Here is a 24,358-nt window from a genome sequence, read left to right as displayed (position 1 = left end):
CGCAATGCACCTCGCAGCCGCCATTCACTCCAGCAGTCCACCTGCCCCGTACAGCTCCGGCCGACGATCCTCATGCAGGTGGTTGTGCTGGCTGATGCGCTTGTTGCGCGCTTCATCCAGATTCAGGGTGGCGACGAGAATCTGTTCCCCGCCCTCTTCCGCCGGCCCAGCCAACGGGTAGCCGTCCGGATCGACGATCACCGAGCCCTGCACCCAGTTCACCCCGCGCTCGCTGCCATGCCGATCACAGGCAGCGATGAACAGGCGGTTGACCGCAGCGTTGGCTTGCACGCGCACCACTTCGGCCGGGCGTTCGATGGGCGGGCGCGGGCCGTCCGGCCAGTTGACCGGCGCGCAGAGCAAATCGGCGCCAGCCAATGCCGGCAGGCGCACCCACTCGGGGAACTCCAGGTCGTAGCAAATCATCACGCCGATCCGTCCGAAGGCGGTTTCCACCACTGGCGGCGGTTCGTTGCCAGTGGTGAAGATGGCGTTTTCGGCATCCCACAGGTGCGCCTTGCGGTACAGGGCGCGCACTCCCGTGGCATCGACCAGGGCGGCGCTGTTGGCAACGCGCTGATCATCGAGTCGCTCGCAGAAGCCGGCAACGATGACGATCTCAAGCTCGCGGGCCAGCGCTTGCCAGAGTTGCAGCGTCGGCCCGTCCACGGCTTCGGCCGAAGCCAGCGCCTCGGCCAGGTCGTGGAAGACGTAACCGCTCTGCACCAGCTCCGGCAGCACCACGACTCGCGCGCCTTGCAGCGCAGCCGCGCGGATGGCCCGCTCGGCAATGCGGCGGTTGTGGGCGAGGTCACCGATCTTCGGCGCCAACTGGCAGCAGGCGACCTTGAGGTTTCGGGATGCGTTCACTGGGCAGTACTCCCTGATATCAGGCTCGCGGTTCCTGGCTTGCGCCAGCTCGGGTCATTTCGAGGATGTCGCGTTCGCTGATGGCATCGATGATGCGGCGTTCGCTTTCCAGGTCGAGCGAGCGACTGAGGATGAAGTAGGTCAGGCCGGACACCACCAGCCCTACCAGCCAGGCGATATCCACGCCGTCCAGCAGGCGTGCCATGGGGCCGACGAAGACCTCCTGGCCTGCCGCTGCATCGAAGATGAAGAAGAACGGGATCATGCAAACGAAGCCCACCACGTAGGCGACGATGCCGCGCATTTGCCACGCGCCGTAGATGCCATTCGGCGTAAAGAAGTGGGGGATCGCATAGCGGCCTTTGCGCACGCAGAAGTAGTCCACCAGGTTCACGGCGGTCCACGGCACGAGGAAGTAGAGCATCAGCACCAGGAAGGTATTGAGGATGGAGATGCCATTGCCACGGATCGACATCACACAGGCGAGCAGCACCAGGGTGATGATGAGGATCGACAGCACCCGCGCACGCGGTGTCGGGTTGATGCGGCGAACCGAGTCGATGCCAGTCAGCAGGGTAAGCATGGCGCTGTAGGTGTTGAGCGCGATCACCGGCAGGAAGCCGACCACCGAAACCAGTACCAGAACATGGCCCAGCCCCGGCAGCACGGCCGTGCCGACGCGATCCAGCGCCACCAGTGCGTCGGACACTTGCAGCAACTGCGCAAGCCAGGCGCCGAGGCCGATCATCCAGGCACCGGAGAGCGAAGCGCCGAGGAACACCGCCGCAATCAATTTGGGTCGGCTGGTGTTCTTCGGCAGGTAACGCGAGTAGTCAGATACATAGGGCGCGTAGGAGATGTTGTAGCTGGCCGCGATGGCGAACTGGGTGACGAACGCAACCCAGGTGAAGCCCAGGCTGGCCGGCTCGACTGCCTCCGACTGCCCGGCGCCGAACATGAGCGCGACGGTCACCAGCGCGTAGAGCGGCAGGGTCAGCATCAATGCCCATTTGAAGGCCTTGTGCATCAGGTCGTGGCCATAGATCGACAGCAGCGCGCCGACGGCGATCACCGCGCAGGCCACGGGAAGCGGCTCAAGTCCGAAGACATTTTTCAGGCCGTCGATGATCAGCGAGACGTTCACCACGTTGAAGCCGACGAACACGAACAGGGTCGCCATCAACGCCAGCACCACCCCGCGATAACCGAACTGCGCACGGGACTGGATCATCTGCGGCAGGCCCATCTCCGGCCCCTGGGAGCCGTGGAAGGCCATGAACAAGGTGCCGAACATGATGCCCAGCGCACCGGCCAGGGTCGTCCACAGGGCAGACAGCCCCAGGCTCGGCCCGACGAAACCGATGGAGATGGTGAAGAAGTGGAAGTTGCCGAGGAACCAGAACGGCCCCTGGCTGCTGAGCCGGGCGTGGCGCTCGGATTCGGGGATGTAGTCGATCGAGTGGCCTTCGATGGCCAATCCGGCGCTGGCGTCAGCCGCGTGAACGGGCTGGGTGGACCCTGACATGGGATGCTCCTTCGCTCCTGGTCGAGCGAACTGTTGTTCTTGTGATGATGCGGTCAGCGGGCCACGCAAGGCGCCAGCCATACATCGGGTTCATCTATGTTGGGTGAGATGGCGCTGCCCAAGCCCTGTGGCGAACGCCCTCTGCGGCGACCTATGATGACGCCTGGCGACCCGGCTATTCCCGGCATCCTGATTGGGATCGAGCCGTCGCTGAAGCAGCAATCTAGGTGCCCTGCCGAATTCGTAAAATAGCGCGGGCCAACTGTTCACATAGATCGCCTTCTATGTAAGGCATTCCCGGAGGCCCCATGCTGGGCAACGTATCCGAACTGGATATCCGTCTGATCCGCGTGTTCCTGGCGGTTGTCGAGGCAGGAGGCATTTCCGCTGCGCAGACTGCGCTGAACACTTCGCAACCCACTATCAGTGCGCAACTGGCGTCACTTGAGACTCGCGTGGGCTTCCGCCTCTGCCAACGTGGCCGGGCGGGATTCGCGCTGACGTCCAAGGGCAGCCAGTTCGTCGAAGCGGCGCGGCGCCTGCTGGCAGCTGCCGAGGGCTTTCGCCTTGAAGTGCAGCACATCAACCGCACCCTCTCCGGCACGCTGAACATCGGCCTGCTCGGACAGATCGACCCGACGGCCAACAAGAAGATCGCCCTGGCCATCGCTCGCCTGCGCGCACGCAACCAGGGCCTGTACTTCCAGTTCACCGAGCTGTCGTCCGCCTTCCTCGAAGAGAAGCTCATCAATGGCCATCTGGACCTGGCCATCGGCTATTTCTGGCGGCGTCTCGACAACCTCGACTATCTGTCCCTGTTCAGCGAAACCCAGGCTGCCTATTGCAGTGCCTCGCACCCGCTCTATCTCCAGGCTGGCACGCTACAAGTCGCCGACGTGGCCGAACACGAGTGGGTCTGGCCCAGTCACCCGCTGCCGGAAATGCCAGCCCCTACCTCGATCGACCGCATGACCGCTCTCACCGACAGCATGGATGGCGCTGCCCTGCTGATCCTTTCTGGCCAGCACCTGGGCTTTCTGCCCGAGCACTACGCGGCACGCCACGTTGAACTGGACCAGCTCCGCGCCCTCAACCCGAACCAGTTTCGCTATGAAGTGCAGTTCCACGCGGCAGTCCGGCATTCCATCCGCCAGAGCGAACTGGTGAGCACCTTTCTCGCGGAATTGATGGATGCCTTCGAACTGGCCTGACCGCCTGCCCCGGCGTTAGAAACCGTACTTCGCCTTCAGCGTCTGAATCGCCGCTTGCTCACGCTGGAGAAAGGCATCGAAACGGTGGATGAGCTCAGGGTGCTGGATGCTGGAGAGGTGGTAGTAGCTGTCGCTGAGTGGCAGCAATGACGACTCGATCACCAGGCCGCCTTCCCGCCCCAGGTGCTTGAGGTGGAAGTTAGCCACTTGCTGCGCCATGTTGGCAGCGTCTATGTAGCCGGCCATGACCATGTGGATAAGTCCCTCGGGGTTGGGCGCCTCCTCGATGACCACCCGTTCGGCAGCGATGTCGTCCTGAAACTTCCACGGCGTGAAACCACGGACGAAGCCGAGCCGGCGGAAGTTCTTGCGCGGCTGGCCCTTGCGCTCCGGCAACACCAGCATGGCGTCCTGGAATTGCAGCACCGGCTGCGAGTAGGTGATTCCGGCGGGCTTCTGCGGCTCTGCCCAGCGCGGGTTGTCGGGGAAGACCAGATCGAGTCGTCCACTCCAGAAGGAATGGGACAGACGCCGCACCGGCAGCGCCACATAGATGAAGCGCAGGTTTTCCCGGGTGGCGAAGAGGTCCAGCAGGTCACGGGCATAGCCGCGGTATTCGTTGTCTGGCGGCACCGCGGAGTAGATGGGGTAGTAATCCACCTGTTCCACCCCGATGCGGTACTCGGCCGGTTGGCCGGCATGGCCGAACAGCGGCCACACGCTGGCCAGCAGCAGCGCGACGAACCACAACGCTCGGCAACGACTTGATACCTGCGTACTCGGCATGGATGTGCAAGGGGCCTGACGAAAATGCCGCTCAGTTTAGGCTGACGGGAAGCCGCGAGTCTCCCCCTTTTCAGTCCTTTATCGGCACCCAGATTTCCACCCAACCCGTTCCAGCCATGGGATCGAAATCGGCACTGTAATACTCGAACTCCGGCGCATCGGCGGCCTGCAATCCGGACTGCGGCAACCAGCGCTGGAAGATCGCTGCAAAGGTCTCGTGGATGCTGGAGATGTGCCCCTGATGGCGGAACACCGCATAACGCCGCGCTGGCAGCCGCTGGTGGGTGAAACCGGCCGGCAGATCGTCTGTGCGGTTGACCCGAACGCCAGCCATGTACTCGAAACCACCCTCCTCATCCGGGCTGTGGCACAGACCATACGTCTCGTAACCCTGCTGCCCGGATACCCGGCCGATGTAGGGCACGAAGCGCTGCCAGAGGGCGGTGATGCCTAGGGACTTGTCGGCGGTGAAGCGCTCACCGAGTCCGGCGATCAGCAGTTCTTCGCCCTGTTCGAAACGCGGTTCGGTAAGTGGATAGGTGCTGGTGGGGCGCATGCGCATGGCCTCTCTTAATTGGATGCCGTCCAGATAGCCGCGTGCTCGAACGGATTCCAGCGTCAGGCCGAAATGCTCGCGAAACGCGCGAGTGAAAGCCTCGTGGGAGCCATAGCCGGACTCCAGGGCCAGGCCGAGGATGTCCGTTTCCCCGTCAGCCAGCCTGCGCGCTGCCCGGCTTAGCCGCCTTACCCGCGCGTAGCGCATCACGGGCCAGCCGGTGGCAACGACGAACGCACGGGCCAGGCAGAAACGGGATACGCCACAGGCGCCGGCGATGGCCTGGAGATCGAAGTGGCCGTCGACATCGGTTTCGATCATCCAGAGGGCCTTGTCGATAGGGTCTTCCATGTTCACTCCTTACGAGACGCCAGCGAGTGTGCCGCGCTGGAGAGGATGGCACTTGATCGTTCTTGCGCGGCGACTTCCCTTCGCACCGCCCGTGACGACGGAATTGCTCCGCCGGATTTCCACCCTGGCCGGTACCGGGCCGAAAGTAAGCACACCCATGCAATAACTCCGCACCGGCCAGCGCGATAGTCCAGCCAGCTGGGCGCGCAAGCTGAATGCCGCTGGCGTCGACGTCACCGCCGTGCGCTTCAACGGCATGATCCACGACTATGGCCTGCTCAACCCGCTGGCCCATGTTCCCGCCGTGCAGGCGGCCATGCGTCAGGCCGGTACCGAGCTGAGGAAGCACCTGCAGTAAGAGATTCGCCGTGCAGAACGATGTTCTTCGGTAGGTTGGTGCCGAGGAACGAGACCCAACGATCGGAGCCCGGATCGGCATCGCTGGTGGATGAACAGAGCGTCATCCACCCTTGGGGCTGGCCAGGCATCACTCTCGATGTCCACCGGCGAAACAAAAATGCCCGCACAAATGCGGGCATTTTTTTGCGCTGGGATTACTTGGCGTTCAGCGCCGAGTAGCTCTGCATCAGGTTGGCGTAGGCCGGCAGGTGACCGGCGAGCAGACCGCCGAAACCTTCGATGTCGTTGCGCCAGTCGCGGTGCAGTTCGCAGCCCACGGCGAACCAGTTCATCAGCTGGGCGCCGGCCTGGCTCATGCGGTTCAGTGCGGCGTCGCGTACCACCGGGTTGAAGGTGCCGGAGGCGTCGGTGACCACGAACACGTCAAAGCCTTCGGCAATGGCCGACAGGGTCGGGAACGCCACGCAGACATCGGTCACCACGCCCGCGATGATCAGTTGCTTCTTGCCGGTGGCCTTCACCGCCTTGACGAAATCGGCGTTGTCCCAGGCGTTGATCTGGCCGGGGCGCGGGATGTACGGCGCGTCTGGGAACATGGCCTTGAGTTCTGGCACCAGTGGGCCGTTCGGGCCGCTTTCGAAGCTGGTGGTGAGGATGGTCGGCAGGTTGAAGAACTTGGCGATGTCGGCCAGGGCCAGCACGTTGTTCTTGAACTCGTCCGGGGTGAAGTCGCGAACCAGCGACAGCAGGCCGGACTGGTGGTCCACCAGCAGGACGGCGGCGTTGTCCTTGTCGAGACGCTTGTAGGGAGTAGCCATGGTCGTTCTCCTTGCTTGGGTAGGGCGCCGGCTTGGGGCCTGCGCAAATAATTCAGGCTTGCCCTGGGGGGCTGTTTTCTCTGTAGGGGCGAATTCATTCGCCAGGCAGGCCGAAGGTCTGCCCTTCGGGTTCGCCGGGGGGCAGCGTTGCTGCCCTTGGCGATTGAAGTCGCCCCCTCAAGGAACCATCAGAAGGCAAAGCAGGAGCAGCCCAGTGCCCCCCAGAAGCCCTGGAAGTCGCTCACCGGCACGCTCGACTGCCGTGCCCGCTCGTGGCTGTGGGCGTGCACCGTGCAGGCGCCGACGCACTGGTGCACCTGGGCGGCGAGCGGCGCGGCGGGCTTCCAGTGGCCGGGGACCTTGGCCACCGGCGACCACTCCGGCAGCACCGGCAGCTGCGGCGGACCGAGCTTGTCGAACTCGCCGGCGGCGTAGACCACCTTGCCGTCGACCACGGTCAGCACCGACTCGATCCACTTGATGGCCTCGTCCTCGACGCTGAAGAAATCCGCCGACAAGGCGGCGAGGTCGGCCAGTTGGCCCACCTTGATCTGCCCCTTCTTGCCCTGCTCGCTGGAGAACCAGGCGCTGCCGTGGGTGAAGAGTTGCAGCGCGGTGTCGCGCGACAGGCCCTGGGGATAAAGCTCCAGGCCGCCGACGGTGCGGCCGCTGACCAGCCAGTACAGCGAGGTCCAGGGGTTGTAGCTGGAGACGCGGGTGGCGTCGGTGCCGGCGCCCACCGGCACGCCTTCGGCCAACATGCGCTGGATCGGCGGAGTCTGCTCGGCCGCCTTGGCGCCGTAGCGGTCGACGAAGTACTCGCCCTGGAAGGCCATGCGGTCCTGGATGGCGATGCCGCCGCCCAAGGCACGCACTCGCTCGATGTTCTTCGGCGAGATGGTTTCGGCGTGGTCGAAGAACCACGGCAGGCCGTTGAACGGAATGTCGCGGTTGACCTTCTCGAACACATCCAGCATGCGCGAGATGGATTCGTCGTAGGTGGCGTGCAGGCGGAACGGCCAGCGCTGCTCCACCAGGTGGCGCACCACCGGCTCCAGCTCCTGCTCCATGGTCTGCGGCAGGTCCGGGCGCGGTTCGAGGAAGTCCTCGAAGTCGGCCGCGGAGAACACCAGCATCTCGCCGGCGCCGTTGTGGCGCAGGAAGTCATTGCCCTGGCCGGGCTTGACCACCTTGCTCCAGTTCTGGAAGTCGGTGAGCTCTTCCTTGGGTTTCTGGGTGAACAGGTTGTAGGCGATGCGCACGCTGAGCTGGCCCTGCTGGGCCAGTTCCTCGATCACCTGGTAGTCGTCCGGGTAGTTCTGGTAGCCGCCGCCGGCGTCGATGGCGCTGGTCAGGCCGAGGCGGTTGAGCTCGCGCATGAACTGGCGGGTGGAGTTGACCTGGTACTCCAGCGGCAACTTCGGCCCCTTGGCCAGGGTGGCGTAGAGGATGGTGGCGTTGGGCCGGGCGATCAGCATGCCGGTGGGGTTGCCGCTGCCGTCGCGCTGGATTTCGCCACCCGGCGGGTTGGGCGTGTCCTTGGTGTAGCCGACCGCCTTCAGCGCGGCGCGGTTGAGCAGCGCGCGGTCGTAGAGGTGGAGGAGGAACACCGGGGTGTCCGGCGCTGTGCGGTTGATTTCCTCCAGGGTCGGCATGCGTTTTTCGGCGAACTGGAACTCGTTCCAGCCACCGACCACGCGTACCCACTGCGGAGAGGGGGTTCGGTCGGCCTGGTCCTTGAGCATGCGCAGGGCGTCGGCCACCGAGGGCACGCCTTCCCAGCGCAGTTCCAGGTTGTAGTTGAGGCCGCCGCGGATCAGGTGCAGGTGCGAGTCGTTGAGGCCGGGGATCACCGTGCGCTGCTTGAGGTCGATGACCTGGGTGGCGTCGCCGCGATGGGCCATGGCCTCGGCATCGCTGCCGACGGCGAGAAAGCGCCCGTCCTTGATGGCCACGGCGCTGGCGGTGGGCTTTTCGCGGTCGACCGTGTGCAGGCGGCCATTGAACAGGATCAGGTCGGCGGACATGGAACCCCCTGAAGTAGCGGCATGGGCGACGCCTGCGGCGCCGGTGAAGGGTAGTGCGGACCAGAGTGCGCCAGCGGCACCCAGCACGGAGCTGGCGGCGAGGAACTGGCGGCGGCTATTGCTGGATGGGTCTTGGCTCATGAACGGTTCCTCGGTCGTCGCGCTCGCCGGGGCTGGCGGCGAAAATCGGACCCCGAGGATGCCGTGTCCTCTCATGCAACGATTGCACGAATGTGCTGTTCTTCAGCTGGAACGCCCGTTCTAGAAGGCTGCGCTCCCAACCATCTGGTGCAGCGGACGCGACATGTGTTCGACGATGTGCGTGCGCAACCAGCGCTCCGCCGGGTCGTTGTCATGCGCCCCGCTCCAGACCATGGAGAGCTCGGCCGGAGCAATGGAAAACGGTGGATCCTCGGCGCGCAGGCTGGTGCCCGCGACCAATGCACAGGCGGCATAGTCGGGCACAGTGGCGATCAGCTCGGTGCGCGGCAGCAACGAACGCAGGCCGCTGAACTGCGGCACCGCCAGCACGACGTTACGGCTGCGTTCCACCCGTTGCAGGTCGAGGTCGATGTTGCCGCACAGGTCCCCGGAGAAGGACACCATGGCGTGCGGCCGCTCGCAGTAGTCGTCCAGGGTCAGCGGCTCCGGCCGGTCGTCACCACGCAGCACCTTGCAGGGGATGTCGCGCAGTTTTCGGCGCTTGGCATTGGCCGGCAGTTCCTGGGTGTAGCTGACGCCCACGGAAATCTCTCCGGATGCCAGCAGCGACGGCAGCAGCAGGTAGTTCACCCGCCGCACCACCACCTTTATGCCGGGAGCCTCCTCGCGCAGACGCCGCAGCAGCTCCGGGAACAGGCCGAATTCGGCATCGTCGGAAAGGCCGATGCGGAATATCTCGCGACTGCTGGCAGGGTCGAAATCCTTGGCACGGCTCACCGCGCCGGAAATGGCGTCCAGCGCCGGACGCAACTCCTCGAGGATGGCCTGTGCCCTCGGCGTGGCTTCCATGCCACGGCCCTGGCGGATCAGCAGCGGGTCGTCGAACAGGTCGCGCAAACGTGCAAGCGACGCACTCACCGCCGACTGGCCGAGGAAAAGCTTCTCGGCTACCCGCGTCACATTCTTCTCGAACATCAGGGCCTCGAAAACGACCAGGAGGTTGAGGTCGACGCGACGCAGTTGGTTTCGGTTCATGGGGTATTCCTGGTGGCGGAGTCGTTGGGGTCGAGCCGCGCTCCGAGGCGCCAGGTCAGGGGCGTGACCCCGACGCTGCGCGAGAAACTGCGGCAGAAATGCGCCTGATCGCAGAAGCCGCATTCCAGGCCGATCTGGATCAGGCTCAGCTCGGAGCGGCGAATCAGCTCCTTGGCGCGGGCGATACGTTGGCGCTGAATCCATTCCCGGGGCGACAGTCCGGTGCTGCATTTGAATGCCCTGGAAAAATGGCTTCGGGACAGAGAACAGGCATCGGCCAGGGCGGTGACTTCAAGGCTGCTGGCGAGGTTGGCGAGAATCAGCTGCTTGACCAGGCGTTCGCGGCTGGCGCTCAGCCCACCTGCGGTGGAGAACGCCACATCGTCCCCGGAGATTGCACCGGGGGCGCCCGTGGCGTGGAACTCGGATCGTGGCATTGCTTCAGTCCATCGTGGTGAGACGGTGGGTCTGGCAGGGTGAGTGAGGGCCATCACCAGCAAGCTGCTGATTGGCAATGAGGCCAGTGGTTCTTTGCAGGCGTGCGTCAGCACACCGACAGCCATGTGCCAGGCTCCCGACGAATGGCCTTTATCTTGTCAGTTGGAAGATGTACGACAACTCTGCGGCGGTGCCGAATACGGACATCGCAGTGCCCGATGCGGACACTGCGGCTCAGCTGAACTGCTGGCGGTATTGCAGGGGGGTCAGCCCGAGCCGCTCGGTGAAGCGCTGACGCATCACGCGCACGCTGCCGAAGCCACTGCGAAAGGCAATGGTCTTCAGTGGCAGGTCGCTGGTTTCCAGCAGGTTCCTGGCGTGATCGATACGGGCGTTCTGCAGGAAATCCATGGGCGTCATCTGCACCTCACGGACGAAGGTACGGGCGAAGTGACGCGGACTCATGGCCGCGATCTCGGCCATTCGCGCGACGCTGAAGGATTCGTCCAGGCGCTCCAGCACATGGCTCTGCACCCGGCTGATCGGTGTCTCGTGGGTGCTGATCGTCGCCACCAGCGGGCTGAACTGCGCCTGCCCGCCCTGACGCGTCATGACCACCAGCAGCACCTTGGCCACATCCAGGGCGACCTTGCGGCCGTGGTCCTTGGCGACCATCGACAGCGCCAGGTCGATACCGGCAGTGACGCCCCCAGAGGACACCAGGCGACCATCCTCCAGGAAAATGTGGTCGGTCTGAACCTGTGCCCTGGGGAAGGCCTTGGCCAGACGATCGGTGTAATGCCAGTGCGTTGTCACCCGATGTCCATCCAGCAACCCCGCAAAACCGAGAATGAACGCGCCCGTGCAGATGGAACCGAAGCGCCCGGCCTTTTCACAGGCCCGCGGCAGCCAGTCCACCAGCTCAGGGAAGGGTTTGAGGTAGGCGCCTGGCCCGCCGGGGACCAGCAGCAGGTCGTAGGCATCGACGGCTTCCTCCAGGCTAAGCTCCGCCTGCATCAAGGTGCCGTTGGAGGCCCGAATAGCGCTGGTCTCGGTGCCAATGGTGATGATCCGGTAATGCTTGTCGGCCGGCAGATAGCGGTTGGCGATGGAGAAGACTTCAAGCGGACCGGCGATGTCCAGGAGCAGGAAGTCCTGAAACAATACCATTGCTATATTTTTCATGGACTTAGGGATACCTGTGCAGGACTGCGAAGAGCATGCGACATGACATTCCAGGACGCAATCGACAATTCCACATCCGCCACGTGCCTGCCCCAGGAAACGAAGACCGTTTGAACATCGGCCGACAGCCGGATGGGGATTGCGCAACCAATCCCCGCCACCGCTGTCCATAATGGCGCGCTCCGTCAGCGCCTCCGGGAGGCTCCTTGTTCGCTGTATCCCTTCGCACATTCCTGCGTCAGACCATTCTTGCCCTGCCCTTCGTTTCCACCGCCGCCCTTGCCTGTCCCGCCGGGCAATCGCAGGTGTGCGTGGTGACCTGTTTCTGCGCACCGGGAAGCCAGGGGGACATTGCCCCGCTGCTGGAAGGGGTCAACCAGATGGCCGCCACCAGCCTGCAACAGTGGATCGTGGAGTCGCGCAACAACATGCCAGCGACCGTTCTGTACCCCATTCCACTGCACATCCGTGCGCAGCTGGAGCCTTACTACGACCTGCAGGTGCTGGACACGGCCCGCTACAAGGTGGGCGTCGATGCCGAGATGAACGCCGCCAACACCCTGATGCAGAACCCGGACGTGGAAGCGGTGACCCTGGTGGACGTGATCGTTTTCCGCAACGAGGACGACGCGCAGAACAACGTCGCCCTCTGGGCTCATGAACTGCACCACGTAAAGCAGTACCTGGAATGGGGCGTGGCGGACTTCGCCAAGCGCTACACACGGGACTACAACTCGGTGGAAGCCCCGGCCTACAAAATCCAGGGTGAAGTAGCGCGGGCGTTGAGGCCAGCGGTGGCCAGTAGCGGCAAGAAGCTCTGAACCCGCCAGCTGCACAAATCTTCCAGACTGGCTATCCCCAACGCCAAGCGGGCATCAGTCTCCGTCCAGATCGGATGCCTGATGCCGCTCCGGGCACTGTTCCGCCGGATCACCCCAGGTGCGGTTGACTCGCCGACCACGCTTCACCGCAGGCCGCTGGGCGATCTCCTCGGCCCAGCGCAGCACATGGACGTACTCATGGGCGGAGAGGAATTCCGCCGCGGAGTACAGATGCCCCCGCACCAGTTGGCCGTACCAGGGCCAGACGGCCATGTCGGCGATGGTGTAGGTGTCGCCGGCGAGATAGCGGTGATCGGCGAGACGGCGATCCAGAACATCCAGTTGGCGCTTCGTCTCCATGGTGAATCGGTTGATCGCGTACTCGAACTTCTCCGGCGCGTAGGCGTAGAAGTGCCCGAAACCTCCCCCCAGGTAGGGCGCCGACCCCATTTGCCAGAACAGCCAGTTCAACGTTTCGGTGCGCGTTGCCAGATCGGACGGCAGGAAGCGGCCGAACTTCTCCGCGAGATACAGCAGGATCGAGCCCGACTCGAAGATGCGGATGGGCTTTTCCTGGCTGTAATCCACCAGCACGGGAATCTTCGAGTTCGGGTTTATCTCGACGAATCCACTGGAGAACTGATCGCCCTCTGTAATGCGGATGAGCCAGGCGTCGTACTCGGCGCCGGCATGCCCCAGGGCCAGCAGCTCTTCCAGCAGAATGGTCACCTTCACCCCGTTGGGCGTCGCCAGCGAATAGAGCTGTAACGGATGCTTGCCCACCGGCAACTCGCGCTCATGGGTCGGCCCCGCGACCGGGCGGTTGATGTTGGCGAACTCGCCCCCGGACGGTTCGAGGTGCCGCCATACTTCCGGCGGAACATAGCGTGCATCGGACATTTGAACCCCCTCATGCAGGACAAAAGACAGTGGTCTTGAATGGAACCCGAAGCATTGTAGGGCGGCAGGAGCCTTGCGGGAGTGACCAGAGGGCTGCAACGCAGCCACGCCCACTCGACATCCGCAACCAGGCCCGACAGATGCCACCGATGGACTCGCCCCACTTGGCTCCAGCCCCTGCCCCGCGCGGCGAATCGCACCGCTCCTCCGTAGCCCTACGGATGGCCGCCATCGGCACAGGCCAGGCATGATGCACACCGTGAAACCCCTGACCAATACCCGCACATTCCTGCTCTGGCTGGTGCTGTTCTGCCCCGTCGCCGCCTGGATCGGCTGGCAGGACCATGCCGACCGACGTGAGCGCTTTCTCCAGGACACCAGCATCGCCCAGCGCATGCTCAGCCAGAAGACGGTGCAGCACGAGGCTGTGCTGGCCACCCTGGCCGCGTTGTCGCATCCGCCTGATCCCGAACGCCTGCTCCCCAGCCTGCAACCCTCCATGCCACAACTGCTGGGCCTGGGTTTCCTGCGCGACGGAACCTGGACGGGCAGCCTCGCCGCCCCGCCGAACTTCGCTGCGACGATCGAGCAGGCACGCCAACTGAAGCGTCCCGTCACGCAGCCGCTGGACGAGGCACGCTACTGGCTGGTGGCACCGTCGAGCTGGAGCCTGTTGCTGGATGCGCGGCAACTCATACCGACCGCCGATTTCCCCCCCTCGCTGGCCACGCTGACGCTGGATGTGGGCGCCGGGCCGCTGACCCTGCTGGCACGCCAATCCAGCGCCAGCTCGCTGGGCTGGTTGATCGACCTGCACAAACCCTTGGGCGCGGTCAGCCAACCCTTTCCCCTGCACAGTTGGAAACGGCTGACGCCCAGCGATTGGCCCTGGATGGAATGGCTGGTCTGGGCGGTCGCCAGTTGCCTGCTGGCCGCCGGTACGAGCGTCTGGCAGCGTACGCGCGCCGACGCCAGGCGGCAGCAGGAAGAAGCCCGTCTGGCCGCAATGACACGGCTGAGCACCCTGGGCGAGATGGCGGCTGGCATCGCCCACGAGCTGAACCAGCCGCTGACCGCCATCCTCGCCCAGGTGCGTGCCGCCGAACGCCTGCTGGATGACGAAGAGGAACGCCCGGCAGTGCGCCAGGCCCTGCTCGCCAGCGCCGGCCAGGCACGCCGCGCGGCCGACATCATCCAGCGCATGCGCGAGCTGGTGCAGCCCAGCTCACCCTCGCCCCGCACGGCGGTCGATCCCGATGCGCTGGCGGCTTCGCTGCTGTTCCTGCGCGAACAGGAACTGGCGCGCCGTGGCATCCGCCTGACCTGGCGCAACGCCTCTCCGGGCGAGCGGCCGCTGGGCGACCGGGTGGCCCTCGAGCAGATCCTGCACAACCTGGTGCAGAACGCCGCCGACGCGACGAGTACCCGCAACATCGGCCTTTCTGGCGGTGTCGAGGACAGCGGCTATGTATTCAGCGTCAGCGACGACGGTCCGGGCATTCCCGCCGATGCGCTGCCGCGCCTGTTCGAGCCCTTCTACACCACGCGACCGCACGGTATGGGGCTGGGCCTGACACTCTGCGAAACCCTGGCCGGCGCAATGGACGGCCGCATCAGCGTTCGCAACCTCGAACCCCGAGGCGCCTGCTTCACCCTGCGCCTGCCCCTCGCCGGAGCCGATGCATGAGCCTCCCCGCACACTCTCCGCTCGTTTACCTGGTGGACGATGACGACGCCGTGCGCGACGCCCTGGCGCTGTTGCTGCGCAGCGTTGGACTACGCAGTGAGGGATTCAGCGATCCCCAGGTTTTTCTCGACTCGCTGGCGCCGCAGGCCATCGGTTGCGTGGTGCTGGACATTCGCATGCCGGGCATCGGCGGGCTGGACGTGCTGGCCCGCCTGGCGGAAGTCTCCGACCTGCCGGTGGTGATGCTCACCGGCCACGCCAACGTCGACCTCTGCCGCCGGGCCTTCAAGGGCGGCGCCATGGAGTTCCTGCAGAAGCCGGCGGACGACGATGTCTTCCTCGACGCAGTTCAGACCGCCGTGCGCACCCACATCGCCAGCCGCGAGCGTCAGGCGGTGACCCAGGCCGCCGTCGAGCGGCTGGGGCGCCTCTCGGGGCGCGAGCGCGATGTGCTGGAACGCATCGTCCAGGGCATGAGCAACAAAGAGATCGCACGCGAGTTCGAGTTGTCGCCGCGCACCGTGGAAACCTATCGGGCCAACGTCTTCGCCAAGCTCGAAACCGACTCGCTGGCGCAGCTCATCCGCCAATACGCCAGCCTGCTCGACTCGCCACCTCCGTAGCACTACGGAGGCCGTCCCGTAGTCGGGCGAATACCGCGCCGCCCCCCCTCCAGACACACTGGCTGCACCTCAAGTCCACCACGAAAGGACACAGCCATGCCCCGTACTTCCCTCGCTGCCCTGCTCTGCTCCCTGACCCTCGCGGGCACCGCCCAGGCCGCCGTGCTGAAGGAAAGCAACATCTCCAGCGAAGACGCCCAGAAGCTGGCAGTCGCAACCGTCGCCGCCTGCCAGGCCAAGGGCTACAACGTCAGCGCTTCGGTAGTGGACCGCGCCGGCCTGCTGAAAGCCTTCGCCCGCGCCAACAACGCCGGCCCACACACCGTAGAAGCCAGCCGCGCCAAGGCCTTCACTGCCGCCTCCGCCAAGAACCCGACCCTGAACATCATGGAGAACGCCCAGAAGAACCCGGCCGCCGCCAACCTGGCCGACATTCCCGGCTTCCTGCTGCTGGGTGGTGGCGTTCCGGTCAAGGCCGGCGATGCCGTCATCGGCGCCATCGGCGTAGCCGGCGCCCCGGGTGGCCACCTGGACGCCCAGTGCGCCGACGAAGTCCTGGCGACCAACGCGGCGCTGTTCAAGTAAGCGATTCGCCCAGTTACCTGGCGGCCTACTCGAAGGTCACCAGGCGGCTCCTTAGCGGCGGGGAATGGGTCCTCATGATTCGGGCCAACGGCGATGGATGCTCTCATCCATCGCACGATCTCTCAGTCCTCTCTACCGACCTGCGACGAGGCTGGCGGGCATAGCTTGGGCGATGGTCAGTCCCTGCCCTGCGTCTCGGGCCTGGGGCAGGCGGCCCCGTGCGTGCTTCTCCTTTCCCTCACCCCGCCGCAGAAACCGCCGCGCTGCGTGCCTTGCGGGTCATCAGCGTGAACCCGCTGATGGCCGCCACGGCGAATACGGCTTGCACGCCGACCATCGGCCAGGAGCTGCCATCTTGCAGCGCCCCCAGCAGAACGCCGCTCAAGGTCGCGCCGAGCATCTGGGCGAAGCCCATCAGGCCGGCGGCAAGGCCAGCGCGGTGGGCGTTGGGCATGACCACACCGGCCACCGAAGCCGGAATCAGCATGCCGCCGCCCAGGGTCACCAACACCTGCGGCAATGAGAGGCCGAGTACCGACAGGCCAAGCGTGGCGTGCACCAGCAGGGTGGTCAGTGCACCCGTGGCCACCAGGCTCACACCAATACCAACGATACGTTGCGGACCCAGTTGCATGATCTTGCGTTGGGTGAACAACGCGCCGGCGATCAGTCCGGAAATGGTGGCGCCGAAGGCCAGACCGTACTCCGCCGCGCTCAGTCCCAGCAGGCCGATATAGACAGCCGATGAACCGGCCACCACCGCGAACATCGCCCCATAGGTACCTGCCAGGGTAAAGGCCAAGGCGCGGCTGGAACGCTGCTTGAACAGGTCGAAGTAATCGCGCGCCAGCGTCGCCGGATGACCGGCCTTGGGATCGAGACTGGGGTTGGATTCCCGGTAGAAGGCCAGCACCGCCAGCAGCGCCAGGCTGCCGATGGCCAGGGAAGCAAGGATGGGCGCATGCCAGCCGCCCCACTGGGTGAGCAGGCCGCCCACCATGGGCGCCAGGGCGATGGCGCTGAGCATGCCGATCACGGTCAGGGCCAGGGCCGGGGCCGCCTGGGTCTTCCAGACATCACGCACGATGGCACGCGCCAGCACCAGTGCCGCGCAGGCACCAAGGCCCTGGACCACACGGCCGAGAATGAAGTCGGACATGCTATCGGCCAGGAACATCCACGCAGTTGCGGCCAGATAAAGGCTGAGACCGCCGATCAGCACCGGTCGGCGGCCAACCCGGTCGGACAGCGGCCCGAGCAGCAATTGCCCGAGCCCGAACGCTGCGACGAAAGCGGACAGCGCCGCGAGACTGGTGCCATGAGCCGCACCCAGCCCCTGTTCGAGGGCACCGAGGGCGGGAATGATCAGTTGAGTGGAGATTTCCCCCATGGCGGTCAGCACCATGAGGATGGCCAGCAGCAGGCGCGACGGATTCATGACAGTTCTCCCACTACTTCGGCTTCCAGCGCCAGGGCCATCAGTTGCCACTCCAGGGCATGCCAGTCGTCGTTGCTGACGGCGGGCGGCGCAACGCAGGCCAGGCCGTTATCTGCCACTTGTTGTTCATTGCACATCGCATGCACCTCCGTTGGTCGCTTCGCCCTTGGGCTGACGAATTAGATGACGAGTGACATATATACACGAAATTAGATTATGCCTATCATATTTTCGACCTGCGGTGCTCCGCCCCGATGCCGCCCACTCCGAGGATCGCTCCATGAATCGCCCGCACCTTGCCCTACTCGCCCTGATCCCCGCCGCCCTGCTGGCGCTCTCCGGTTGCAACAGCCAGGCCGACACCACGGTCAGCGCGCCCCAGCCACGGGCGGTATTGGCGGCGGACGTACAAGCGGCGGCCCAGCAGAATGCCCTCTACACCGGCGTGGTAGCCGCCCGCACGGCCAGCGACCTGGGCTTTCGCGTCGGCGGCAAGGTGATTGCCCGCAAGGTGGACCCGGGCACCCGCGTGAAGCGTGGCGATGTACTGCTGGTGCTGGACAACACCGATTTCGAACTGGCCCTGCGCACCGCACGCAACCGCGTCACCGCGGCTGAAGCCGAACTGCGCCAGGCCCGCGACGACGAAGCCCGCTATCGCCGCCTGGCCGGCACCGGCGCGGTCTCCCGCCAACTGTACGACCAGGCCGCCACGCGCCTGCGGGTCGCCCAGGCCGAACAGGCCGCCGCCACTTCCGAAGCGGCCCAGGTGGAGAACCGTCGCACTTATTCGACCTTGCAGGCCGATGGCGACGGCGTGATCACCGATGTACGGGTGGACCGCGGACAGGTCGTCGCCGAAGGCCAGATCGTCGCCAGCCTCGCCCATGACGGTGCGCGCGAGGCGGTGATCGACATCCCGGAAACCCAGCGTTCCTTCGCCAACCACGCTGCCCGCGCCTACCCATATGGAGCGTCAGGCGATGCGGTGCCAGCCACCCTGCGCGAACTCTCCGCGGCGGCGGATACCACCACTCGCACCTTCCGCGCCCGCTACACCCTGGGTGGCGACTCCACGGCCCTGGCCATCGGTTCCACCATCACCCTGCAACTGGAAGGCGCCGCCCAACAGCAACTGGTACGCGTGCCGCTTGGCGCCCTGCACGACAAAGGCCAGGGCACCGGCGTCTGGGTCATCAAGGCGGACGGCAAGGTCGAGCTGCGTTCGGTTCGCGTGGTGCGCCTGGAGCAGGAAGAAGCGGTGCTGGAAGGTGGCGTGCAGCCGGGTGAACGCATCGTCGCCCTCGGCGCCCACCTGCTGAACGCCGGTGACAGCGTGCGCGAACTGCCGGCGCCGTCGCTGGCCCTGGAGAACTGAGATGAGCCGCTTCAATCTTTCCGCATTCGCGGTACGCAACCGGGCGGTGACGCTGTTCCTGATCATCGCCACGCTGGTCGCCGGCGCCATCGCTTTCAGCAAGCTGGGCCGCGCCGAAGATCCCTCCTTCACGGTCAAGACCATGACCATTACCGCCGCCTGGCCGGGCGCCACTGCGCGGGAAATGCAGGAGCAGGTGGCAGACCGCCTGGAGAAGCGCCTGCAGGAGCTGGACTTCTACGACAGGGTAGAAACCATCGCCCAGCCCGGCTTCGTCTCGATGAAGCTGCAGTACCAGGACTCCACCCGGCCGGGGGACATCCAACAGCTGTTCTACCAGACCCGCAAGAAGCTCTCCGATGAAGCCAAGCGCCTTCCACAAGGCGTGGTCGGCCCCTTCTTCAACGACGAGTATTCGGACGTCTACTTCGCCCTCTATGCACTGGAGGCCGAACAACTGCCCCACCGTCAGCTGGTGCAGATGGCCGAGGACCTGCGCCAGGGTCTGCTCAACCTGCCTGGCGTCAAGAAGGTCAACATCCTCGGTGAACAGGCCCAGCGCATCTTCGTCGAGTTTTCCTACCAACGTCTGGCCACCCTCGGCCTGAAACCCGAACAGATCTTTGAAGCCCTGGGCAAGCAGAACGGCGTGGCCCCGGCAGGTTTCGTCGAAACCAGCGGGCCGCGCGCCTACATCCGCCTGGATGGCGCCTTCGACAGCCTGAAACTGATCGAGAACGTACCGATCAACGCCAACGGCAAGCTGCTGCGCATCGCCGATGTCGCCACGGTCAAGCGCGGCTACGAGGACCCGCCGAGCTATCGCATTCGTCACCAGGGCGAACCGGCACTGATGCTCGGTGTGATCATGGACCCGCACTTCAACGGCCTTGAACTGGACAAGTCCCTGCAGGCCGAGGAAGACCGCATCCACGCCGGGCTGCCGCTGGGCGTCACGTTCGACAAGGTTTCCGACCAGGCCGAGAAAATCCGCATCGCGGTGAACGAGTTCATGCTCAAGTTCTTCGTCGCCCTGGGCGTAGTGATGCTGATCAGCCTGCTGGCCCTGGGCTTCCGCGTCGGTCTCGTGGTGGCTGCTGCCGTACCGCTGACCCTGTCCATCGTCTTCGTGATCATGCTGATGACCGGGCGCGAGTTCGACCGGATCACCCTCGGCGCGCTGATCCTCTCCCTGGGCCTGCTGGTGGACGACGCCATCATCGCCATCGAGATGATGGTAGTGAAGCTGGAGGAAGGCCTCGACCGCATGCAGGCCGCCACCTTCGCATGGACCTCCACCGCCGCCCCCATGCTCACCGGAACCCTGGTAACCGTCATCGGCTTCCTGCCGGTGGGCTTCGCCAAGTCCGGCGCGGGCGAGTACGCCGGAAACATCTTCTGGATCGTCGGCTTCGCCCTGCTCGCTTCCTGGCTGGTGGCAGTGTTCTTCACGCCCTACCTGGGGGTGAAGCTGCTGCCGAAGATCAAACCCATACCCGGTGGCCATGAAGCGCTCTATGCCACCCGTCTCTACCAGCGCCTGCGCGCCCTGATCACCTGGTGCGTGAACCACCGCAAGCTGGTCACCGTGCTGGTGGTGCTGGCCTTCGTCGCCAGCGGCCTCGGAATGGGCATCGTGAAGAAGCAATTCTTCCCCAATTCCGACCGCTCCGAGCTACTGGTGGAGGTCTACATGCCACCGGGCAGTGCCTTCAAGGCGACCGAAGCCGTAGTCGCCCAGGTGGAGAAAGCCCTGCTGGAGGAGCCCCAGACCAAACTGGTCGACGCCTACGTGGGTGGTGGTGCGCCACGTTTCTTCCTGTCCCTTAACCCCGAGCTGCCGGACCCGGCGTTTGCCAAGATCATCGTGCAGACCGCCGATTCCAAGGCCCGCGACGCCCTCAGGGAACGCATGCAGACGCGCATCGCCGCTGGCGAATTCCCCTCCGCACGGGTACGTGTCACCCAGCTGGTGTTCGGCCCGCCAGTGCCGTTCCCGGTCGTGTTCCGCGTTTCCGGTCCGAACCTCGACCAACTGCGGCAGATCAGCGAAGAGGTTCGCGCCGTGGTGGCCGCCAATCCCAAGACCCGCGACACCTTCGTCGACTGGGGCGAGCGCAGCAGCTCCTATCGCCTGGTACTGGACCAGGACCGCCTGCGCCTGCTCGGCTTCACACCCGTTGATGTGAAGAGCCAGCTCAACGCCCTGCTTACCGGCAACCCGGTGACCGAAGTCCGCGAAGGCACCCGCACCGTGGCCGTAACGGTCCGTGCGCAAAACACCCAGCGGGAAAACCTCGGCGGTATCGAGGGCCTGACCATTACCAACGCTGCCGGCGTCTCGGTGCCGCTGGAACAGGTGGGCCGCTTCCAGCCGGTGATGGAAGACCCCATCCTCAAGCGCCGCGACCGCGAGCTCACCTTCGAAGTGCGCGCCGACATCATCAAGGGCACCCAGCCGCCGGATGTGGAAAAGGCCGTGTTCGCCGACCTGCAACCACTGATCGCCAAGCTGCCGGCAGGCTACAAGGTGACCATCGGCGGCCCGGTGGAAGAAAGCGCCAAGGCCAACAAGGCGCTGGCCGTGCTGTTCCCGGTAATGATCTTGCTGACCCTGGTGGTGATCATGTTCCAGGTGCGGTCCTTCGGCCGGATGTTCATGGTCTTCGCCACCGCGCCCTTGGGCCTGATCGGCGCCATGCCGGCACTGCTGCTGTTCAACCAGCCGTTCGGCTTCAATGCCATCCTGGCGCTGATCGGCATCGGCGGAATCCTGATGCGCAACACGCTGATCTTCACCGACCAGATAGAACAGGAGCAGGCCCACGGCCGACCGCTGCGCGAGGCCATCATCGAAGCCACCGTCCGCCGTGCCCGCCCAGTGCTGCTCACCGCCCTGGCTGCCGCGCTGGCCTTCATCCCGCTGACCTTCTCGGTGTTCTGGTCATCCCTGGCCTATGTGCTGATCGGTGGCGTACTGGTGGGCACAGTGCTCACCCTGCTGTTCCTGCCGGCGCTGTGTGCGCTGGTATTGCGGAAGGAAAAACCGATAACCACCGCTGCGGCCCTGGCATGAGGCGGTAAACCTCCTGTAGGGGCGAATTCATTCGCCAAGGGCAACGCAGTTGCCCCCTGACACTCCCCAGGGCAGACCTCCGGTCTGCTTGGCAAATGAGTTCACCCCCACAATTGCGAGAGGCTACTCCGCACAGCAGCTATGCACCTTGACGGGCTCGTCCTCATAGCGGTCGTGGTAGGTCATCCAGTCCATGATCTCCGCTTCGTCCCGTCCCTTGGGCAGCAGGTCGAGGAAGTTGTAGGCGCCCACCAGCAGGTCGAGGCCACGGGCATAGGTGGAATAGGTGTGGAAGATTTCCCCCGCCTCGTTGCGATAGAACACGCTGAGCCCCGGCATGTCCTCACCCGGGTCCTTGCTGGTGCCGTAGTTGTATCGTGCAATGCCAGCGGCGATGTCCTCGGGCCTGGCGGCCACGCCGAAGTCCCGGTTGAAACTGCCGCCATGGGACGACACCCACTTGAACTTCCAGCCCATGCGTTTGCGGAAGGCCTGGAACTCCTGCAAAGGCGCACGTGAAACGCACAGCAGGGTCACGTCGTGGTGCTTCAGGTGCTGGTTTGGCCCGTCGATATGGTCGGCGAGGAAGGAACAGCCCGGGCAACCCTCCTCCCAGCCGGGTCCAAACATGAAGTGGTAGATGACCAGCGTGCTGCGCCCATCGAACAGGTCGGCCAGGGTTTCCCAGCCATCAGGCCCCTCGAAGGCATAGATCTCCTCGACTCGTACCCAAGGCAGCGCCCGCCGCTCGGCACTGAGTTTGTCGCGCTCTCGGGTGAAGGCTTTTTCCTTGCGCAGCAGCTCTTCGCGCGCCTGAAGCCATTCTTCTCGGGAAACTACGGGATGCTTGTCGATCTTCATGGTGCGCACTCCTGAACCAGACGTTGATAAGGGACTCGCCCTATTGGTCGTCCGACGGAAAGTGCGCTCGACAATCGCTCGAAGAGTTGGCGACGAACGGCCCCGCCTCAGAGGCTGTGGCCGCGCCGGGCTTCCAGGCGCTGCACCGTGGCGCTGGGCGTCTCGCCGAACAGCTTGCGGTACTCGCTGGAGAAGCGTCCGAGGTGATTGAAGCCCCAGGCCAGGGCAATCGCCGAGATGTTGCGCTGGGAACGGTCCTCGAGGATGTCCTGGCGCACTGCAGTGAGCCGGTGCTTTTTCAGGAACGCCATGGGCGACTGGCCGAAGTACTTCTTGAAGCCCTCGAACAGCTTGAAGCGCGAAACGCCGGCAGCCCGCTCGATGTCCTCCAGGCAGATATCCTCGCGGGCGTGGACCTGGATGAAGGAACGGGCACGCAGCAGGTAGTGAGGCAGCTTTATCTCCAGGCGTTCGCGCAGCTCTTCCGAATAGTTGTTCGGCTGCGCCAGGATCAGCCCCTTGATCAACGCGCTTTCCAGGTCACGGGTGAAGAACAGCTGCCCGTAGAGATCGCGGCTGCGCTCCAGCTCGTCGATCAGGTGCCGGGCCATGCGCCACCAGGACGCGGCCGCGCCATCCACGGCGTCCATCTCGGCCTGGAAGCACAGAGGAGTATCCACGCTGCGTTGCAGCAGGTCTTCCAGGGTCTGCAGCATCGCCGCGCGGGGAATGGCTACCTGCAACTTGTGGCAGTCGCCGGCGATGGTCAGTTCCTGATGCTCGTGGGGCGAGACAATCACCCCCCAGTCGCGATCCGAACGCAGCAGACGCCCGGACTTGGCCAGCTCCTGTTCACCGCAGAGCGGCAGGCTGAGGCTGTAGCAATTGAGGTTCATGTCCTCGCCGACGCCGATGGTGACGTCGGTGCCGTACTCCACATAGCCCAGGGTCGTGGACATCGAGGGCAGCACATTGCCGCTGTGGTGGAACTGGATGCGTTCAGGCTTCGCCACCTTCAAGTGGTGGGGGCCGCAAATGTTCGACATCCAGGAACGGGCTCCGGCCAGATCGTAGCGATCGGCGGATATGTCTCGAAAATGAAGATGGTTCTTCGTACTCATCACGCGGCACCCAACACGGCAATTGGAGATGCGCGCTCTAGCGGCGCGTCGAGTTAAAGCACGCAAGCTCCATGCCACGCCAGCACGATCCTTCGAAGAGCAGAAAACGAGGATAGCATTGGCCAACTTTCCGGATAGAACCGTTCCTCGATCCCCCGGACGGGTCACTTCAAAGAACCAGACCGCGCGTCTGGACGCCTCATCCCAGAGCCTTGCTGCCACGCGCTGAAGCACGCGCAGCAACACTTCGATGCGCGCGTTGGCCACCGTCACCGGCGCCACTCGATGAAGCACCGCCAGACAGGTAAAGCACCCCAGTGTTACCTGACGTGGGAAGGGCGCGCAGGCGAAGGGTTACCCGCGCAGCACCGGCGGATAGTCTTTGCCAACTTTTCGGATAGCGCGCAGCGAACGAATCGGCTAGCCATCCGCAATTTCCACGACTTTGCGTTACCTCGGGCCAATCCAGGCCAGGCGGCCGTTACCGCGCCCCGCCAACCTGCCGACAGAGTGGATTCAACTCCCCTTCAGAGCCTCGTCGCTA

The 24,358-nt window shown here is 64.7% G+C and carries 21 protein-coding genes and 1 pseudogene; 8 read left to right on the top strand and 14 right to left on the bottom strand.

What is annotated here, in order from left to right; all coding sequences use genetic code 11:
* Positions 1–24 precede the first annotated feature (24 nt).
* Together D6Z43_RS27595 and D6Z43_RS27590 are read right to left on the bottom strand one after the other, a co-directional pair.
* Entirely contained in the window at positions 25–870 is an 846-nt protein-coding gene (locus D6Z43_RS27595) for a nitrilase family protein (RefSeq protein ID WP_120655141.1), read from the bottom strand.
* 19 nt (positions 871–889) lie between these two features.
* Positions 890–2,395, bottom strand: a complete 1,506-nt coding sequence (locus tag D6Z43_RS27590) for a cytosine permease (RefSeq protein ID WP_120655140.1) — start codon at positions 2,393–2,395, stop codon at positions 890–892.
* Positions 2,396–2,703: 308 nt separating this feature from the next.
* On the opposite strand from D6Z43_RS27590, the gene D6Z43_RS27585 reads away from it, so the two are divergent.
* Positions 2,704–3,606 carry a LysR family transcriptional regulator gene (locus D6Z43_RS27585; protein WP_120655139.1) on the top strand — a complete coding sequence of 301 codons (903 nt, stop codon included), beginning with the start codon at positions 2,704–2,706 and terminating at the stop codon, positions 3,604–3,606.
* Between the two features lie 15 nt (positions 3,607–3,621).
* Here D6Z43_RS27585 and D6Z43_RS27580 read toward each other — a convergent pair whose 3' ends face one another.
* Complete coding sequence (locus D6Z43_RS27580) at positions 3,622–4,392, bottom strand: ABC transporter substrate-binding protein (protein WP_120655138.1); 771 nt, start codon at positions 4,390–4,392, stop codon at positions 3,622–3,624.
* A 70-nt stretch (positions 4,393–4,462) separates the two neighbouring features.
* On the bottom strand, positions 4,463–5,299 hold the full coding sequence (locus tag D6Z43_RS27575; protein WP_120655137.1) for an AraC family transcriptional regulator: 837 nt from the start codon (positions 5,297–5,299) through the stop codon (positions 4,463–4,465).
* Between the two features lie 199 nt (positions 5,300–5,498).
* On the opposite strand from D6Z43_RS27575, the pseudogene D6Z43_RS27570 reads away from it, so the two are divergent.
* Positions 5,499–5,657, top strand: a pseudogene (locus D6Z43_RS27570) (alpha/beta hydrolase); the annotation flags it as partial.
* Between the two features lie 196 nt (positions 5,658–5,853).
* Here the strand turns inward: D6Z43_RS27570 and ycaC are convergent.
* From ycaC to D6Z43_RS27545, 5 genes are all read right to left on the bottom strand, one after another.
* On the bottom strand, positions 5,854–6,477 hold the full coding sequence (gene ycaC / locus D6Z43_RS27565; protein ID WP_120655136.1) for an isochorismate family cysteine hydrolase YcaC: 624 nt from the start codon (positions 6,475–6,477) through the stop codon (positions 5,854–5,856).
* Between the two features lie 188 nt (positions 6,478–6,665).
* Positions 6,666–8,504 carry an amidohydrolase gene (locus D6Z43_RS27560; protein ID WP_120655385.1) on the bottom strand — a complete coding sequence of 613 codons (1,839 nt, stop codon included), beginning with the start codon at positions 8,502–8,504 and terminating at the stop codon, positions 6,666–6,668.
* 261 nt (positions 8,505–8,765) lie between these two features.
* Positions 8,766–9,701: a LysR substrate-binding domain-containing protein gene (locus tag D6Z43_RS27555; protein WP_120655135.1), complete on the bottom strand. Its 936-nt coding sequence runs from the start codon at positions 9,699–9,701 to the stop codon at positions 8,766–8,768.
* Entirely contained in the window at positions 9,698–10,138 is a 441-nt protein-coding gene (locus tag D6Z43_RS27550) for a helix-turn-helix domain-containing protein (protein ID WP_120655134.1), read from the bottom strand. The genes D6Z43_RS27555 and D6Z43_RS27550 overlap by 4 nt, the downstream gene beginning before the upstream one ends.
* 235 nt (positions 10,139–10,373) lie before the next feature.
* Complete coding sequence (locus D6Z43_RS27545) at positions 10,374–11,324, bottom strand: GlxA family transcriptional regulator (RefSeq protein WP_120655133.1); 951 nt, start codon at positions 11,322–11,324, stop codon at positions 10,374–10,376.
* A 206-nt stretch (positions 11,325–11,530) separates the two neighbouring features.
* Between D6Z43_RS27545 and D6Z43_RS27540 the strand changes: the two genes are divergently transcribed.
* Complete coding sequence (locus D6Z43_RS27540; protein ID WP_120655132.1) at positions 11,531–12,145, top strand: DUF4157 domain-containing protein; 615 nt, start codon at positions 11,531–11,533, stop codon at positions 12,143–12,145.
* 54 nt (positions 12,146–12,199) lie between these two features.
* Here the strand turns inward: D6Z43_RS27540 and yghU are convergent, their stop codons facing one another.
* Positions 12,200–13,045 (bottom strand): glutathione-dependent disulfide-bond oxidoreductase, encoded by an 846-nt coding sequence (yghU, locus tag D6Z43_RS27535; protein ID WP_120655131.1) that lies wholly within the window; start codon positions 13,043–13,045, stop codon positions 12,200–12,202.
* A gap of 250 nt (positions 13,046–13,295) precedes the next feature.
* Here yghU and D6Z43_RS27530 point away from each other — a divergent pair, with 250 nt between their 5' ends.
* The 3 genes from D6Z43_RS27530 to D6Z43_RS27520 all read left to right on the top strand — a co-directional run bounded on the left by D6Z43_RS27530 (position 13,296) and on the right by D6Z43_RS27520 (position 15,940).
* Positions 13,296–14,732 carry a sensor histidine kinase gene (locus D6Z43_RS27530; protein ID WP_153918293.1) on the top strand — a complete coding sequence of 479 codons (1,437 nt, stop codon included), beginning with the start codon at positions 13,296–13,298 and terminating at the stop codon, positions 14,730–14,732.
* Positions 14,729–15,355: a response regulator transcription factor gene (locus tag D6Z43_RS27525; protein ID WP_120655130.1), complete on the top strand. Its 627-nt coding sequence runs from the start codon at positions 14,729–14,731 to the stop codon at positions 15,353–15,355. Before D6Z43_RS27530 ends, D6Z43_RS27525 begins: the two co-directional genes overlap by 4 nt.
* Before the next feature lie 96 nt (positions 15,356–15,451).
* Positions 15,452–15,940, top strand: a complete 489-nt coding sequence (locus D6Z43_RS27520) for a heme-binding protein (RefSeq protein WP_120655129.1) — start codon at positions 15,452–15,454, stop codon at positions 15,938–15,940.
* A 238-nt stretch (positions 15,941–16,178) separates the two neighbouring features.
* On the opposite strand, the gene D6Z43_RS27515 is transcribed toward D6Z43_RS27520, so the two are convergent.
* A complete protein-coding gene (locus D6Z43_RS27515) occupies positions 16,179–17,378 on the bottom strand; it encodes an MFS transporter (protein WP_120655128.1) in 1,200 nt (399 codons plus the stop codon).
* A complete protein-coding gene (locus tag D6Z43_RS28030) occupies positions 17,375–17,515 on the bottom strand; it encodes a hypothetical protein (protein WP_162945881.1) in 141 nt (46 codons plus the stop codon). The genes D6Z43_RS27515 and D6Z43_RS28030 overlap by 4 nt, the downstream gene beginning before the upstream one ends.
* A 143-nt stretch (positions 17,516–17,658) precedes the next feature.
* On the opposite strand from D6Z43_RS28030, the gene D6Z43_RS27510 reads away from it, so the two are divergent.
* The gene (locus D6Z43_RS27510; protein ID WP_120655127.1) at positions 17,659–18,756 is read left to right on the top strand and encodes an efflux RND transporter periplasmic adaptor subunit; all 1,098 of its coding nucleotides are present in this window, start codon (positions 17,659–17,661) and stop codon (positions 18,754–18,756) included.
* Position 18,757: 1 nt separating this feature from the next.
* The gene (locus D6Z43_RS27505) at positions 18,758–21,832 is read left to right on the top strand and encodes an efflux RND transporter permease subunit (RefSeq protein WP_120655126.1); all 3,075 of its coding nucleotides are present in this window, start codon (positions 18,758–18,760) and stop codon (positions 21,830–21,832) included.
* Positions 21,833–21,955: 123 nt separating this feature from the next.
* On the opposite strand, the gene D6Z43_RS27500 is transcribed toward D6Z43_RS27505, so the two are convergent.
* Both D6Z43_RS27500 and D6Z43_RS27495 read right to left on the bottom strand, forming a co-directional pair.
* A complete protein-coding gene (locus D6Z43_RS27500) occupies positions 21,956–22,693 on the bottom strand; it encodes a thioredoxin family protein (RefSeq protein WP_120655125.1) in 738 nt (245 codons plus the stop codon).
* A gap of 107 nt (positions 22,694–22,800) precedes the next feature.
* On the bottom strand, positions 22,801–23,814 hold the full coding sequence (locus D6Z43_RS27495) for an AraC family transcriptional regulator (protein ID WP_120655124.1): 1,014 nt from the start codon (positions 23,812–23,814) through the stop codon (positions 22,801–22,803).
* Positions 23,815–24,358: the final 544 nt, after the last annotated feature.

The sequence above is a fragment of the Pseudomonas sp. DY-1 genome (genome assembly GCF_003626975.1).
Lineage (GTDB): Bacteria > Pseudomonadota > Gammaproteobacteria > Pseudomonadales > Pseudomonadaceae > Metapseudomonas.
The sequence above is the reverse complement of the archived record's forward strand: the minus strand, read 5'-3'. Positions and strand labels throughout refer to the sequence as shown.